This window comes from Oxalobacteraceae bacterium OTU3CAMAD1 (assembly GCA_024123915.1).
Classification (GTDB): Bacteria; Pseudomonadota; Gammaproteobacteria; order Burkholderiales; family Burkholderiaceae_D; genus Rugamonas.
In genome coordinates, this window is sequence record CP099650.1 from 3248292 (window position 1) to 3261318 (window position 13027).

The window sequence follows — 13027 nt, forward strand, 5'->3', positions numbered from 1 at the left end:
GTAATCGGCCATCTATGAGCCGCCGACGGCGCATACATGGCGGATTACGCTTCGCTAATCCGCCCTACGTGTAACCTCGTAACTCAATGGGTTACGGGCTTGCCCGTTTGTGCCAGCAACCATGCAATCACGCTCAGCACCAGGCTCGCCAGCACGCCCCACGCCAACTTCAGCGCGCTGTCGAACAGCAGCGGCGCGACCAGCCCCGAAACCAGCGCAAACAACAGCATCTGAATAAACGACTGCATCGACGACGCCAGCCCGCTATTGTTCGGGAAGTAGTCCAGCGCGATCATCGACAGCGGCGTCATGGCCAGCGCCAGTCCGAACGAGTAGATAAACAGCGGCATCACCGCCCAGGGCACCGCCGCCACATAATAGTAGTTGTAGGCGACATTGATCACGCCCGCTGCGATCATGACGGCAAAGCCCATCCACGCCTGCGTCTTGCGCGCGAACGTATGCGCGAATTTTCCGGACAACGCCGACCCCACCACCATGCCGCCGATCAGCGGCACGAACATCCACGCGAACGCCGTCTCCGGCAGATGCAAAATGTTCATGACAAAGTAGGCGGCCGAGCCGATATACAGCGCCACGCCGGCAAAGCACATGCCCACCGCGATCGACAGCAGCAGGAAGTGGTGGTGACACAGCACCTTCCAGTAGTTTTTTGCGATTGGTGCAAGGTGGAACGGGTGGCGGTCCTTGACGGCCAGGCTTTCCGGCAGCGCGCGCTGCACGGCGACGAACATCAGGATGCCGAAGGCGGCCAGGAACCAGAACACCGAGCGCCAGCCGAAACCGACCTGCAGCCAGCCACCCAGCACCGGCGCGATAGCCGGGGCCAAACCGAACACCATCATGATATGTGCCAAGATCTTCTGCGCCTCGGCGCCGGAGAATCGATCCATGACGATAGCGCGGCCAACCACCGAGCCGGCGCCGGCGGCCAGTCCCTGCACCACGCGGCAGGCCAGCAGGACGCCGATCGATGGCGCCATCGCCGCGCCGATCGAGGCGGCAATATACAGCACCAGCGAAATCAGGATCACCGGACGACGGCCGAAGGAGTCCGACAGGGTGCCGTAGAACAGCATCATGAAGGCGAAGCAGAACAGGAACATGCTCAGGGTCTGCTGGATGACCAGCGGACTGGCGTCGAAGGTCTGGGCGATGGCCGGGAAGGACGGCAGGTAGGTGTCGATGGCCAGCGGTCCGACCATGGTCAGCCCGGCCAGCAGCAGTGTCAGCAAAATATTCATGAAAGGCGTATTGTTCGTCAGACCCGGTATTTTACGCGATATGCGATTACCGCATATTGAAGGGCAAAAAGCTTCGTTCTTATTTAAAGGCGCGGCGGCTAAGCTATAAAGTGGGTTACTACGCCCTCGTTTTGTATTCCTATATTTGAGACATCATGACCATCGATACTTTTGACGGAACCGGCGTGAAGCCGTCGCACTGGAATTTGGACAGCGTTGTAGAGCAACTGCGCGTCTCGCGCGAGGCGACGCATAATATCCGCCATCACGGCAAGGTCAGGGAGCTGCCGTCGCGGGAGGCGCTGACGATCATCGTCAACGGCCTGTCGGCGGTCTTGTTCCCCACCCACTACGGCCGGCCAAACCTGACCGACGAAAGCATCGACTACTTTGTCGGCGATACGCTCAACACCACTTTGAACCGCCTGACCGAGCAGGTTAGGCGCGGCTTGCAGTTTTCGTGCGAGGAGGCGATCGTTGACGAGGAAAAGCTGACGCGCTGCGCGCACGCCATCACGCGCGAGTTCGCGGCGGGGTTGCCCGCCATCCGCGCGCTGGTGGTTTCCGACGTGCAGGCGGCGTTTTCCGGCGACCCGGCGGCGACGTCGGTGGCGGAGATCATGCTGTGCTATCCCGGCACGATCGCGATCCTGTATTATCGTTTGGCGCATAGCCTGCATCGCCTCGGGTCGCCGTTCCTGGCGCGCCTGATCTCCGATATCGGCCATTCGCTGACCGGCATCGACATCCATCCGGGTGCGCAGATCGGCGGCAGCTTCTTCATCGACCACGGCACCGGCGTGGTGATCGGCGAGACGGCCATCATCGGCCAGCGCGTGCGCCTCTACCAGCATGTGACCCTGGGCGCCAAGCGCTTCCCGGCCGACGACAAGGGCATGCTGATCAAGGGCGTGCCGCGCCATCCGGTGGTGGAGGACGACGTGGTGATCTACGCCGGCGCGACGATCTTGGGCCGCATCACCATCGGCGCCGGTTCCACCATCGGCGGCAATGTGTGGCTCACGCAGAGCGTACCGGCGGGCAGCAATGTCTCGCAGGCTCAGATGCGCAACGACTAAACCCCGCCCCCTTTTAGCGATACGCCGGAGCTACCACTTAGGGGTCGTACCCGTCGGGTACGACCCCGCTTGGCATTGCGGGTTAAGCAGCTGATTTTAAGGGCGCCGCGTCAATTCGGACCTGCCGGCCCACGTGCGTCGGCGCCAGTCGCGGCCCCTGTCCGAACACCTGTTCGCGCAGGGTGCCTTGCGTGTATTCCTTGCGATAGCGTCCGCGCCGCTGCAATTCCGGCACGATCAGCTCCACCACGTCGCGCATGCTTTCGTGGGCGACCGCGAAGGCCAGATTGAAACCGTCGATTCCTGTCTCGTCCTGCCATGCTTCCAGTTGATCGGCCACCTGCGCCGGATCGCCGACCAGCACCGGCCCACGTCCGCCAAGGCCGATGAACTCCGCCGCCTCGCGCACCGTCCACTTGCGGTTCGGGTCCGCCTGGCTGAATGACGCCAGCGCCGAGCGTCCGGCGTCCGAGTCGATGTATTCGATGGTCGCGTCGAGCGGATAGCGGGCGAAGTCCACGCCGGTCCAGCCGGAGAGTAGCGCCAACGCCGCCTCGATATCGATATGCCCACGGTATTCTTCGTGCTTGGCCCGCGCAAGCGCTTCGGTTGGCGCGGTGACGATCAGCGCCTGCGCGTAAATTTTCAGCTCATCGCCGTCGCGTCCCGCCGCCCGCACGGCCGCCCGCAGATCGTCGGCATACTTTTTCACCACCTGCTTGCTGGGACCACTGACGAAGGTGCACTCCGCGTGCTTGGCCGCGAACGCCGTGCCGCGCGGCGAGGTGCCGGCCTGGTACAGCAGCGGCGTGCGCTGCGGCGATGGCTCGCACAGATGAAACCCCGGCACCTGGTAGTGCCGTCCCGCGTGGTTGATCGGGTGTACACGCGATGGCTCCGCGTACACGCCGCGCTGTTTGTCGTTGACGACCGCGTCGTCGTCCCAGCTCTTCTCCCACAACTTGTAGACGACATCCATATATTCGTCCGCCAGATCGTAACGCTCGTCATGGCCCAATTGCTGGTTCAGTCCCAGGTTGCGGGCCGCGCTATCCAGATAGCCGGTGACGATATTCCAGCCGATACGGCCGCGCGTCAGGTGGTCGAGCGTCGAAATGCGGCGCGCAAAGGTGTATGGATGCTCGTACGTCAGTGCGCACGTCACGCCGAAGCCCAGGTGTGTGGTGGCCTGCGCCATCAGCGGCACCAGCGCCAGTGGATCGTTCAGCGGCGCCTGCACGCCGTGGCGCAGGGCCGCGTCGGCGCTGCCCTGATACACATCGTAAGCGCCCAGCACATCGGCCAGGAAGACCGCATCGAAGCGGCCAGCCTCCAGCAACCGCGCCAGTTCGGTCCAGTGGTCTGGATCGGTGTAGCGGTGGCCGTTGTCGCGCGGATGCGTCCACAGCCCCGGCGACTGGTGGCTCACCGTGTGCATCTGGAAGGCGTTGAAGCGTATCGGCTTGCCCATTATTTTCCGGAGGCGGGCTTGCCGCCGGCTTCCAGCGCCAGTTGGTAGTCGGTCTTGGCGTAGTCGGCGAAGTGCTTCTTGGTCACCTCCAGGAACTCGCGCGAGCGGTAGGCGGCCGCGATGTCCTTGGCGAACTGCTTGTCCTTGTCGGCGGTGCGCACCGCCACCAGATTGGCGTAGTTGGGCGAGATTTTCTCGGTCGTCAGCGCGTCCTTCAGCTTCAGGCCGGACGCCAGCGCGTAGTTCCCGTTGACGAAGGAGTAGTCGGTGTCTTGCAGCGAGCGTGGCAACTGCGCCGCTTCCAGCGGTATCAGCTTGATTTTCTTGATGTTGGCGGCGATGTCCTTTTCCGATGCCCGCACCGGATCGTATTTGTCGCGCAGCTTGATCCAGCCCAGTTGATCCAGCAGCACCAGCGCGCGCGCCTGGTTGGTCGGGTCGTTCGGTAGCGCCACGGTGGTGCCTTCCTTCACATCGTTGAGCGTCTTGTGCTTTTTGCTGTAGATGGCGATGGGGGCGGTGGGCACCTTCACCAATTCGCTCAGTTGCAGCTTGTGCTCCGTCGAGAACTTGGTCAGATAGATAATGTGCTGGAAAATGTTGGCGTCCAGCGAACCCTCGGCGAGCGCGAAGTTGGGCTGGATGTAGTCGTTGAACTCCACCAGCTTGACCTTGTAGCCCTGTTTTTCCAGGATAGGCTTGATTCCCAGCTTGACCTGGTCGGCGTATGGACCCGCGCTGGTGCCGATGACCAGTTCCTTCGGATCCTTGGCGTTGGCGATGGTGTTGGCGCCGGCGGCGATGAGCAGGGCTGCCAGCAGCAGTTGACGGCGATTTGGGGTTTTCATATTGTTTTCCTCTAGCGTTTATCGATACGTTTGGCGATGCGGTTGCCGGTGAACTGGATCAGTTGCACCATGACGATCAGGATGGCGACAGTGGCGACCATGATGTCGGTCTCGAAGCGGTAATAGCCGTAGCGGATCGCCAGGTCGCCGATGCCGCCGCCGCCCACCACGCCGGCCACGGCGGAATAGGACAGGAAGCTGATCGACAGCACTGTCAGCGCCAGAACGAGCCCGGAGCGCGCTTCGACCAGCAGCACCCGCAGTACGATCTGCAGTTCGGATGCGCCCATCGCGTGCGCCGCTTCGACGACGCCACGCGGCACTTCGCGCAGGTTCTGCTCCACCATGCGCGCGAAGTAGGGGATGGCTGCGAACGACAGCGGCACGGCGGCCGCCAGCGGTCCGATCGAGGTGCCGGCGATGATGCGAGTGAACGGCACCAGCGCCACCAGCAGGATAATGAAGGGGAAGGAGCGCACCGTGTTGACGAACCATCCAAGCACCAGCGCGGCGGGACGGTTTTGCAGCGATTGGCCGTCGGCGACCAGGAACAGCAGGATGCCGAGCGGGCCGCCGATCAACACCGCCGCCGTCAGGCCGATGCCCAGCATAGTCAGGGTTTGGCCCAGGGCGGTCCACATTTCGGGCAGCATGGCGATGACGTTGACCGCCGAAACGCTGAGGGAGCTGATTGACTCAAACATGGGCGCTCTCCCGATTGGCCGCGGAGGTGCGCGAGGCGGCATCTGCGATGCCCAAGGTGGCCGCGCCATGCTGCGCCAGCTCGCGGCCCAGCGCCGTTTTGCGCGGAACCGTCAGGCTGGCCGCGTCGTCCAGCGCGAATTGTTCGGCGATGGCGCCGTCCTCGATGACGGCGACGCGGTTGCAGATTTCGCCGATCACTGAGAGCTCGTGACTGACGATCACGATGGTGACGCCGAGCCGGTGGTTGATGTCGCGAAGCGTGGCGAGCAGGGCGCGCGTGGTTTCGGCGTCCAGCGCGGAAGTCGGCTCGTCGCACAGTAATACGGCCGGTCCGCTGGCCAGCGCGCGCGCGATGGCGACGCGTTGTTTCTGGCCGCCGGAAAGCTGCGCCGGATAGCTGCCGGACTTACCGCCCAGTTCGACCAGCTCCAGGCATTGGTTGACGCGCGCGGTGATGCGATCGGCCGTCAGACCGCCGTGGATGCGCAAGGGGAAGGCGACGTTGTCGAACACGTTGGCGTTTTGCAGCAGATTAAACTGCTGGAAGATCATGCCGATGTTGCGGCGGGCGTCGCGCAGATCGCGTTTGTTCAAGGACGTCAGTTCGCGGCCATCGACTTCGATCAGGCCCTGGTCCGGGCGCTCGAGCAGGTTGATAAGACGCAGCAGCGTGGATTTACCGGCGCCGCTCTTGCCGATCAGGCCAAAGATGTCGCCCTGGTCGACCGCCAACGAAACGTCGCGCACGGCGTGGAACGCGCCGCCGCCGGGCAGCGGGAATGTTTTATCCGCATGGGTAATGTTAATCAATGGAGTCGTCATCGGAAGTTTGTATTGGTTTTGTGATGCCACGTAGGGCGGATTAGGCGGAACGCCGTAATCGGCCAATGCATGCGTCACCGGCGGCTCATGGATGGCCGATTACGCTGCGCTAATCCGCCCTACGTGTTTTAGATAGTCGGTTAATTTAGTGGCATCAGGAATAAGCGGTGGGTTCGGGCACGGTGCCATCGAGCGCGTAGCGTCCGAGATCGCGGATTTTGTAGTCGACCGGGTCGTGCAGCGTGTGTACGCGGACGTTGCGCCAGAATCTGTCGTAGCCATAGCGGGCGGAGGTCGAGCGCGCGCCGGTCAGTTCGAACATCTGGTTGCTGACGTCGATGCCAGCGGTGTGGGCCAGCACCTTGGCCTCGGCCACGGCGACGGCCAGTTCGCCGCGCTGGCGTGCGGTGACCGCGCTACCAAGCCTGAACAACCGGTCCAACTCCTGCGCCGCGTGGTCGGCCAGTACGGCGGCGGGGCGCAGCTTGAGCCACAATTGGCCGAAGCGGTGTTGTATCAGCGGATCGGCGGCGGCCGATGCCGCGCCGGAGGCGAACCATGGCCGCGCCTCGCTCAACGTGTAGGCGCGCGCCGCCTCGAAGGCGCCTTCGCCGATGCCGAGATAGAGATTGGCCATGATCAGCTGCGCGATCTGTGAGCGCAACGTCGCCCGCGCGGTCGGCGTATGTCCCGGCGCCTGCAGCACTTGCGTCGACGGCAGCGCGACCTGGTTGAAGTGGACATTGCCGCTGTCGGTCTGGCGCTGGCCGAAGGCATCCCAGTCGGCTTGCACGGACACGCCTTCCTGGCGCGTCGGCAGCACGCCGATCAAGGCGGTTTCGGTTTCCGCATGCCAGGCCGAGATGGTGAGCCAGTCGGAGCCCACGGAGCCGGACGAAAAACTCTTGACGCCATCGAGCACGAAGCCATAGTCGGCTTCCACCGCCGTGGTGCGGCGATCCAGCGGGTTAAGGGCGTTACCCCAGAACAGATTCTGTTCCACGGTCTGCGTGAGGAATCGGCGCTGCTGCTGCGGCGTGCCGTATAAATCGACGCCCGCCAATTGCAGATAGTGGAAGCCGAGGACGTGTGCCAGCGCGCTGTCGGCACGGGCCACGATGCGTATCACCTGGTAGACCGTCGGCCAATCCGCGCCCTGGCCGCCGAAGGCGGTGGGGATCGACAGCGTGAGCAGGCCCGATTCGCGTATCCATTCGCGCTCCTGCGCCGCATGGCCGCCCGCCTGGTCGCGGGCGTTGGCTGTTTCCGCAAGGCGTTTCGCCAGATCGGTGGCGACGTCCAGCGGATCCGTTGCCGCGTCCTGTGTTGGATGCGACGCCGTTTTGAGTAAAGCTTTAGACATGGTATGTCCGTTTAAGGGTATCGGTGCCGTCAGTATTGCACCCGCGCCCTTAAGCCGTACACGAAGAAATCCGGCTTTCCTTATGCGGAAAATTGTCGACGAGTTTCGTCAGGAGGTCAACTGCCCTGGGACATCCAGCACGCGCGGCAGATGGCCGGTGTACTCCAGGAACCGTTCCAAGGTTTCGTGTGTCATGGAAACCGTGGCCGTGTTCCGCAGCGGATGCGCCTGGACGGCGGCAGCGTCCCACACCGCCTGGTCGATCACCGCTTCCACCGCGCCTTCGCTGTCGTTGATCAGTGCGAGGATGCTGACCGACCCCGGCGCGATGCCCAAATGTTTCATTAGCCGCTCCGGCGAGGCCATGCCCAGTTTTGTCGATGGCAGCACGCGGGCCAACTCCGACAGGTCGATACGCTTATTGAATGGCACGATGATCAGGAAGTGCCTCTTTCCGCCGCCATCGCGCGCAAAGATATTCTTGGTCATCAGCCCGGGCATCGACGGCGCGGCGGCAAGCGCCTCCTCGATGGTATGTACCGCAGGGTGCTCGGCAAGATGGTAGGCGATGTCGGTTTGGTCCAGCCAGTGAAGAAGTGTTCTTTCCATTTCAGGTCCTGAAGCGATGTTTTAGATGGGGGTGGAAGAATTTCAATTTACCTTATTTGGAAAAATCATGGAACGTAATCCGAATATGAAAGCGTAAAACTATTCGTTTTGATTTCAAAGGTGCGGATTTATTCTGGTCGCCACAACATCAATGGGGACCAGAGCATGAGCATTCTTCTTCTAGGCGGCAGCCCTGCGGCGACATCGAGCACCGGCCGTTTGCTGGATCATGTCGGCGAAAAGCTGGCCTTACACGGCCATCGCTATACCAAACTGCAGGTGCGGGATTTGCCGCCGCAGGCGCTGCTGCACGCCGATACGTCGGACCTGGCGATCAAGCGCGCGCTGGCGGCGGTGGCCGCCGCCGACGCCGTGGTGATCGCCACCCCGGTCTATAAAGCTTCGTTCACCGGCATACTGAAGGCATTCCTCGATCTGCTGCCGCAGGACGGCCTGGCCGGAAAACTGGTGCTGCCGCTGGCGACCGGCGGCAGCCAGTCGCACATGCTGGCGCTGGATTACGCGCTGCGCCCCGTGCTGCACGCGCTCGATGCGCGCCACGTGCTGACCAGCGTCTACGCCACCTCGCAGCAGATGGTGTGGGTCGAAGGTTCCGGCCTGGCGCTGGATCAGGCGATTTCGTGGCGTGTGCAGGCCGGTGTCGAGGCATTGGCGGCCGGATTGAACGCCCTGAGTGGCCGCATCGGCGACAGCTATGTGGTACAGGCGGAACCTGTGCGCCTCGCGAGCTAAGTTAATTTTCAAGGAAGAATTCATGAGCATCGAACAAAAACGCGCCGCGCGTCGCTACACATTGGGTCTGTTGTTCGCCGCCGGCGTGCTGGCTGCTGGAGCACCGACCATCGCGGCCGCGCAGGCCAAGCCGGAGGCGCAGACTCTCCGCATCGGCTATCAGAAATACGGCACCCTGACCCTGCTGAAAGGGCGCGGCACCCTGGAGCAGCGCCTGGCGACCAAGAACATCACCGTCAAATGGACCGAATTTCCCGCCGGGCCGCAGCTGCTGGAAGGCCTGAATGTCGGCAGCGTCGATTTCGGCACCGTCGGCGAAGCGCCGCCGATCTTCGCGCAGGCGGCCGGCGCCAACCTGGTTTATGTCGGCAACGAGCCGCCGTCGCCGGCCAGCGAGGCGATCGTCGTGCCTAAGGATTCCAAGATCCGCAACCTGGCCGACCTGAAAGGCAAGAAGGTTGTACTGAACAAGGGCTCGAACGTACATTACCTGCTGGTCAAGGCGCTGGAGAAGGCGGGCATCGGCTACAAGGAGATCGATATCGTCTTCCTGCCGCCGGCCGACGCGCGCGCCGCCTTTGAGCGCGGCAGTGTCGATGCGTGGGCGATCTGGGACCCGTTCCTGGCCGCCGCCGAGAAGCAGCTGGGCGCGCGCGTTCTGGCCGATGGCAAAGGCCTGGTCGCCAACCACCAGTTCTATCTGGCCGCGCGTCCGTATGCGGAGAAGAACCAGGAAGTGGTCCGCATCGTACTCGAGGAAATCGCCAAGGTCGACGAGTGGGGTGCGAAGAATCCGAAGGAAGTCGCCACCATCCTGTCCGCGCAAACCGGGCTCGATACGGAAGTGGTGGCGCTGGCCGCGTCCCGCTACGCCTACGGCGTCAAGCCAATCACCGCTGACGTGCTGCAACAGCAGCAAAAGCTGGCCGACGCCTTCTCTAATCTCAAATTGATCCCGAAACCGATCGTGGTCAAGGACGCACAACTGCCGGCCAAACAGCTGGCGGCGCAATAAAGGAACATCATGTCACTGAATATCTTCTGGTTTATCCCGACCCATGGCGACAGCCGTTATCTTGGTACTTCGAAGGGCGCGCGTCCGGTCGATGCCGACTATCTGAAACAGTGCGCGGTCGCCGCCGACACGCTGGGTTACGACGGCGTGCTGCTGCCGACCGGCCGCTCCTGCGAGGACGCCTGGGTGGTCGCCTCTTCGCTGATCAGCGTCACGCAAAAGCTCAAGTTCCTGGTCGCCATCCGCCCCGGATTGACCACACCCGGTCTGGCGGTGCGCATGGCCGCCACCTTCGACCGTTTGTCCAACGGCCGGTTGTTGATCAACGTCGTCACCGGCGGCGACCAGGGCGAGTTGGAGGCGGACGGCCTTTACGCCGACCACGCCAAACGCTATGAGATCTCGGATGAATTCATCCGCGTCTGGCGCGCGTCGCTGGCGGGCGAGGGCGGCGACGCCGGCTACGATTTCGAGGGCAAGCATATCAAGGTCAAAGGCGCCAAGACGCTGTATCCGGCGGTGCAGATGCCGTATCCGCCGCTGTACTTCGGCGGCTCTTCGGAACCTGCGCACGAGCTGGCGGCCGAACAGATGGACGTCTACCTGACCTGGGGCGAGCCGCCGGCCGCCGTGGCCGAAAAGATCGCCGACATCCGTGCGCGCGCCGCCAAGCATGGCCGCACCGTGAAGTTCGGCATCCGCCTGCACGTGATCGTCCGCGAAACCAACGAGGCCGCGTGGCGCGCGGCCGACGAGTTGATCAGCCATCTGGACGACGACATCATCGCCAAGGCGCAGGCGGCGTTCGGCAAAATGGATTCGGTTGGGCAGCAGCGTATGGCCGCCCTGCACGGCGGCCGCCGCGACAAGCTGGAAGTCTCTCCCAACCTGTGGGCCGGCGTGGGCCTGGTGCGCGGCGGCGCCGGCACGGCGCTGGTCGGCGATCCCGAAACGGTGGTCGCGCGCATCCAGGAATACGCCGATCTGGGAATCGACACCTTCATCTTCTCCGGCTATCCGCACCTGGAGGAGTCCTACCGCTTCGCCGAATTGGTCTTCCCATTGCTGGGCAAAGGCAAGGCGGTGGGCGAGCAATCCCTGAGCGGTCCGTTCGGCGAAGTGATGGCCAGCGATATCGTGCCGAAGAAGGCGGCTTGAGATGGCGGCCGTCTTACCCCAACCTTTGGTCAGAAGTACCCGCAAGCCGGCCCGTAAAAGTGCGGGCGGACGGCCGCAGAGCAGCGCGTTCGCGCCATGGATACTGCCGGTGCTGCTGATCGCCGGCTGGCAGGCGGCCTCGCAACTGGGCTGGCTCTCGAGCCGCATCCTGCCGGAGCCGTGGGCCGTGGCCAAGGCCTTCTGGACGCTCGCGGTATCGGGCGAATTGTGGGTGCACCTTCGCACCAGCCTGTGGCGGGCCATCAGCGGCTTTGCCATCGGCGCCGGACTCGGTCTGGCGCTTGGCCTGCTGACGGGGAGCTTCCGCCGCGCTGAAACGCTGCTCGACACCACCTTGCAAATGGTGCGCAACATCCCGGCGCTGGCGTTGATACCGCTGGTGATCCTGTGGTTCGGCATCGACGAAACGGCCAAGTTGTTCCTGCTGGCGGTGGGCGTATTCTTCCCGGTGTATTTGAACACCTTCCACGGCATCCGTTCGGCCGACCAGGGCTTGATCGAGATGGCGCGCAGCTATGGCCTGTCCGGCTGGCCGCTGTACCGCGACGTGATCCTGCCGGCCGCGCTGCCGTCGATCCTTGTCGGTGTGCGGTTTTCGCTGGGTCTCGTATGGGTGCTGCTGATTGTGGCGGAGACGATTTCCGCGCAAGCAGGCATCGGCTACATGACGATGAACGCCCGCGAGTTCCTGCAAACGGATGTGGTGCTTGTCGGGATACTGTTATATGCGTTGTTGGGCAAGGCGGCCGACCTGCTGTCGCGCGGCCTGGAAAAGCGCTTCCTGCGCTGGAATCCCGCCTACCGCTGATTTGATGGAGTAAATGAGATGAACATTTCGACCGCATTATTCGACGTCCCGGGTCTGTCCAGGGCGAGCAAGCAAAGCACGCCGCCACCGGCGCCGGCCAAGCGCCAGGGCGTGTCGCTGGCGCTGGACGGTTTGAGCAAATCCTTCGGCGAGCGTGAAGTGTTGAAGGATGTTCGGCTGGAGCTGCATCCCGGCGAGTTTGTCGCCGTGGTGGGGCGCAGCGGCTGCGGTAAAAGCACCTTGCTGCGGGCGATCGCCGGGTTGGAGACGGCCGACGAGGGCAGTATCGCGATCGGCAAGGGAGCCATCGGGGCCAGCATCCGCATCATGTTCCAGGAGGCGCGTCTGCTGCCGTGGAAGACGGTGCTGGAGAATGTGGCGCTTGGGTTGCCGCGCTCTTTGAACGCGGCGGCGGCGACCTTGTCGACGGTGGGGCTGGCCGAACGCGCCGACGACTGGCCGGCGGAGCTGTCTGGCGGACAGCGGCAGCGCGTGGCGCTGGCGCGGGCGTTGCTGCATGAGCCGCAGTTGCTGCTGCTCGATGAGCCGCTCGGCGCGCTGGATGCGTTGACGCGCATCGAGATGCAGCAACTGATCGAGGCGTTGTGGTTGCAGCGCGGGTTCACGGCAGTACTGGTGACGCACGATGTGCAGGAGGCGCTGGCCCTGGCCGATCGCGTGGTGCTGATCGAGGATGGGCGCATCACGCTGGATTTGAAGGTGGATTTGCCGCGTCCACGGGCGAGGGGGAATGCGGCCTTCGCGGCGCTTGAGCAGCGGTTGTTGGGTAGTATCCTGCATCATCCTTCCGCGCAGGCGGCGGCATAACTCTGGAGACACGTAGGGCGGATTAGGCGGAACGCCGTAATCCGCCATTTACGAGCCGCCGACGGAACATGGCGGATTACGCTTCGCTAATCCGCCCTACGTATCCCCTCGAGGGAGCGCAAGACTCCACACGATTTCACGCCATTCCACGATACCCCGGAGACCAGTCTCCTACTCCGCCTTTTGGCCGATTCGCCTCCCTCCAAACTCCGCTATGATCGATTTTATCGATAGTAACGCGGTAAATTTTTCGTTTTACAACTTTAGATGTCGCGAGCATAA

General features: G+C 63.2%; 13 protein-coding genes. 6 read left to right on the forward strand and 7 right to left on the reverse strand.

What is annotated here, in order from left to right; translation table 11 throughout:
* Window positions 1–83 precede the first annotated feature (83 nt).
* Window positions 84–1265 (reverse strand): multidrug effflux MFS transporter, encoded by a 1182-nt coding sequence (locus NHH88_14065; GenBank protein ID USX16841.1) that lies wholly within the window; start codon window positions 1263–1265, stop codon window positions 84–86.
* A 155-nt stretch (window positions 1266–1420) separates the two neighbouring features.
* Between NHH88_14065 and NHH88_14070 the strand changes: the two genes are divergently transcribed.
* The gene (locus NHH88_14070) at window positions 1421–2344 is read left to right on the forward strand and encodes a serine acetyltransferase (GenBank protein ID USX16842.1); all 924 of its coding nucleotides are present in this window, start codon (window positions 1421–1423) and stop codon (window positions 2342–2344) included.
* 82 nt (window positions 2345–2426) lie between these two features.
* On the opposite strand, the gene NHH88_14075 is transcribed toward NHH88_14070, so the two are convergent.
* The 6 genes from NHH88_14075 to NHH88_14100 form a co-directional block, all read right to left on the reverse strand.
* A complete protein-coding gene (locus NHH88_14075; GenBank protein USX16843.1) occupies window positions 2427–3815 on the reverse strand; it encodes an LLM class flavin-dependent oxidoreductase in 1389 nt (462 codons plus the stop codon).
* Window positions 3815–4663, reverse strand: coding sequence for a MetQ/NlpA family ABC transporter substrate-binding protein (locus NHH88_14080; GenBank protein ID USX16844.1), 849 nt, complete (start codon window positions 4661–4663; stop codon window positions 3815–3817). Before NHH88_14080 ends, NHH88_14075 begins: the two co-directional genes overlap by 1 nt.
* Window positions 4664–4674: 11 nt before the next feature.
* Window positions 4675–5367: an ABC transporter permease gene (locus NHH88_14085; protein USX16845.1), complete on the reverse strand. Its 693-nt coding sequence runs from the start codon at window positions 5365–5367 to the stop codon at window positions 4675–4677.
* Window positions 5360–6190 carry an ATP-binding cassette domain-containing protein gene (locus NHH88_14090; GenBank protein USX16846.1) on the reverse strand — a complete coding sequence of 277 codons (831 nt, stop codon included), beginning with the start codon at window positions 6188–6190 and terminating at the stop codon, window positions 5360–5362. Before NHH88_14090 ends, NHH88_14085 begins: the two co-directional genes overlap by 8 nt.
* Before the next feature lie 154 nt (window positions 6191–6344).
* Window positions 6345–7553, reverse strand: coding sequence for an acyl-CoA dehydrogenase family protein (locus NHH88_14095; GenBank protein ID USX16847.1), 1209 nt, complete (start codon window positions 7551–7553; stop codon window positions 6345–6347).
* 108 nt (window positions 7554–7661) lie between these two features.
* Entirely contained in the window at window positions 7662–8162 is a 501-nt protein-coding gene (locus NHH88_14100; protein USX16848.1) for a prolyl-tRNA synthetase associated domain-containing protein, read from the reverse strand.
* A 165-nt stretch (window positions 8163–8327) separates the two neighbouring features.
* On the opposite strand from NHH88_14100, the gene ssuE reads away from it, so the two are divergent.
* From ssuE to NHH88_14125, 5 genes are read left to right on the forward strand one after another with little or no spacing between them, the layout of a single operon-like run.
* Window positions 8328–8915: an NADPH-dependent FMN reductase gene (gene ssuE, locus NHH88_14105; protein USX16849.1), complete on the forward strand. Its 588-nt coding sequence runs from the start codon at window positions 8328–8330 to the stop codon at window positions 8913–8915.
* 22 nt (window positions 8916–8937) lie between these two features.
* Entirely contained in the window at window positions 8938–9930 is a 993-nt protein-coding gene (locus NHH88_14110; GenBank protein ID USX16850.1) for a sulfonate ABC transporter substrate-binding protein, read from the forward strand.
* A gap of 15 nt (window positions 9931–9945) precedes the next feature.
* Entirely contained in the window at window positions 9946–11088 is a 1143-nt protein-coding gene (gene ssuD, locus NHH88_14115) for an FMNH2-dependent alkanesulfonate monooxygenase (GenBank protein USX17345.1), read from the forward strand.
* 1 nt (window position 11089) lies between these two features.
* Window positions 11090–11917: an aliphatic sulfonate ABC transporter permease SsuC gene (gene ssuC / locus NHH88_14120; GenBank protein ID USX16851.1), complete on the forward strand. Its 828-nt coding sequence runs from the start codon at window positions 11090–11092 to the stop codon at window positions 11915–11917.
* An 18-nt stretch (window positions 11918–11935) separates the two neighbouring features.
* The gene (locus NHH88_14125; protein ID USX16852.1) at window positions 11936–12745 is read left to right on the forward strand and encodes an ATP-binding cassette domain-containing protein; all 810 of its coding nucleotides are present in this window, start codon (window positions 11936–11938) and stop codon (window positions 12743–12745) included.
* Window positions 12746–13027: the final 282 nt, after the last annotated feature.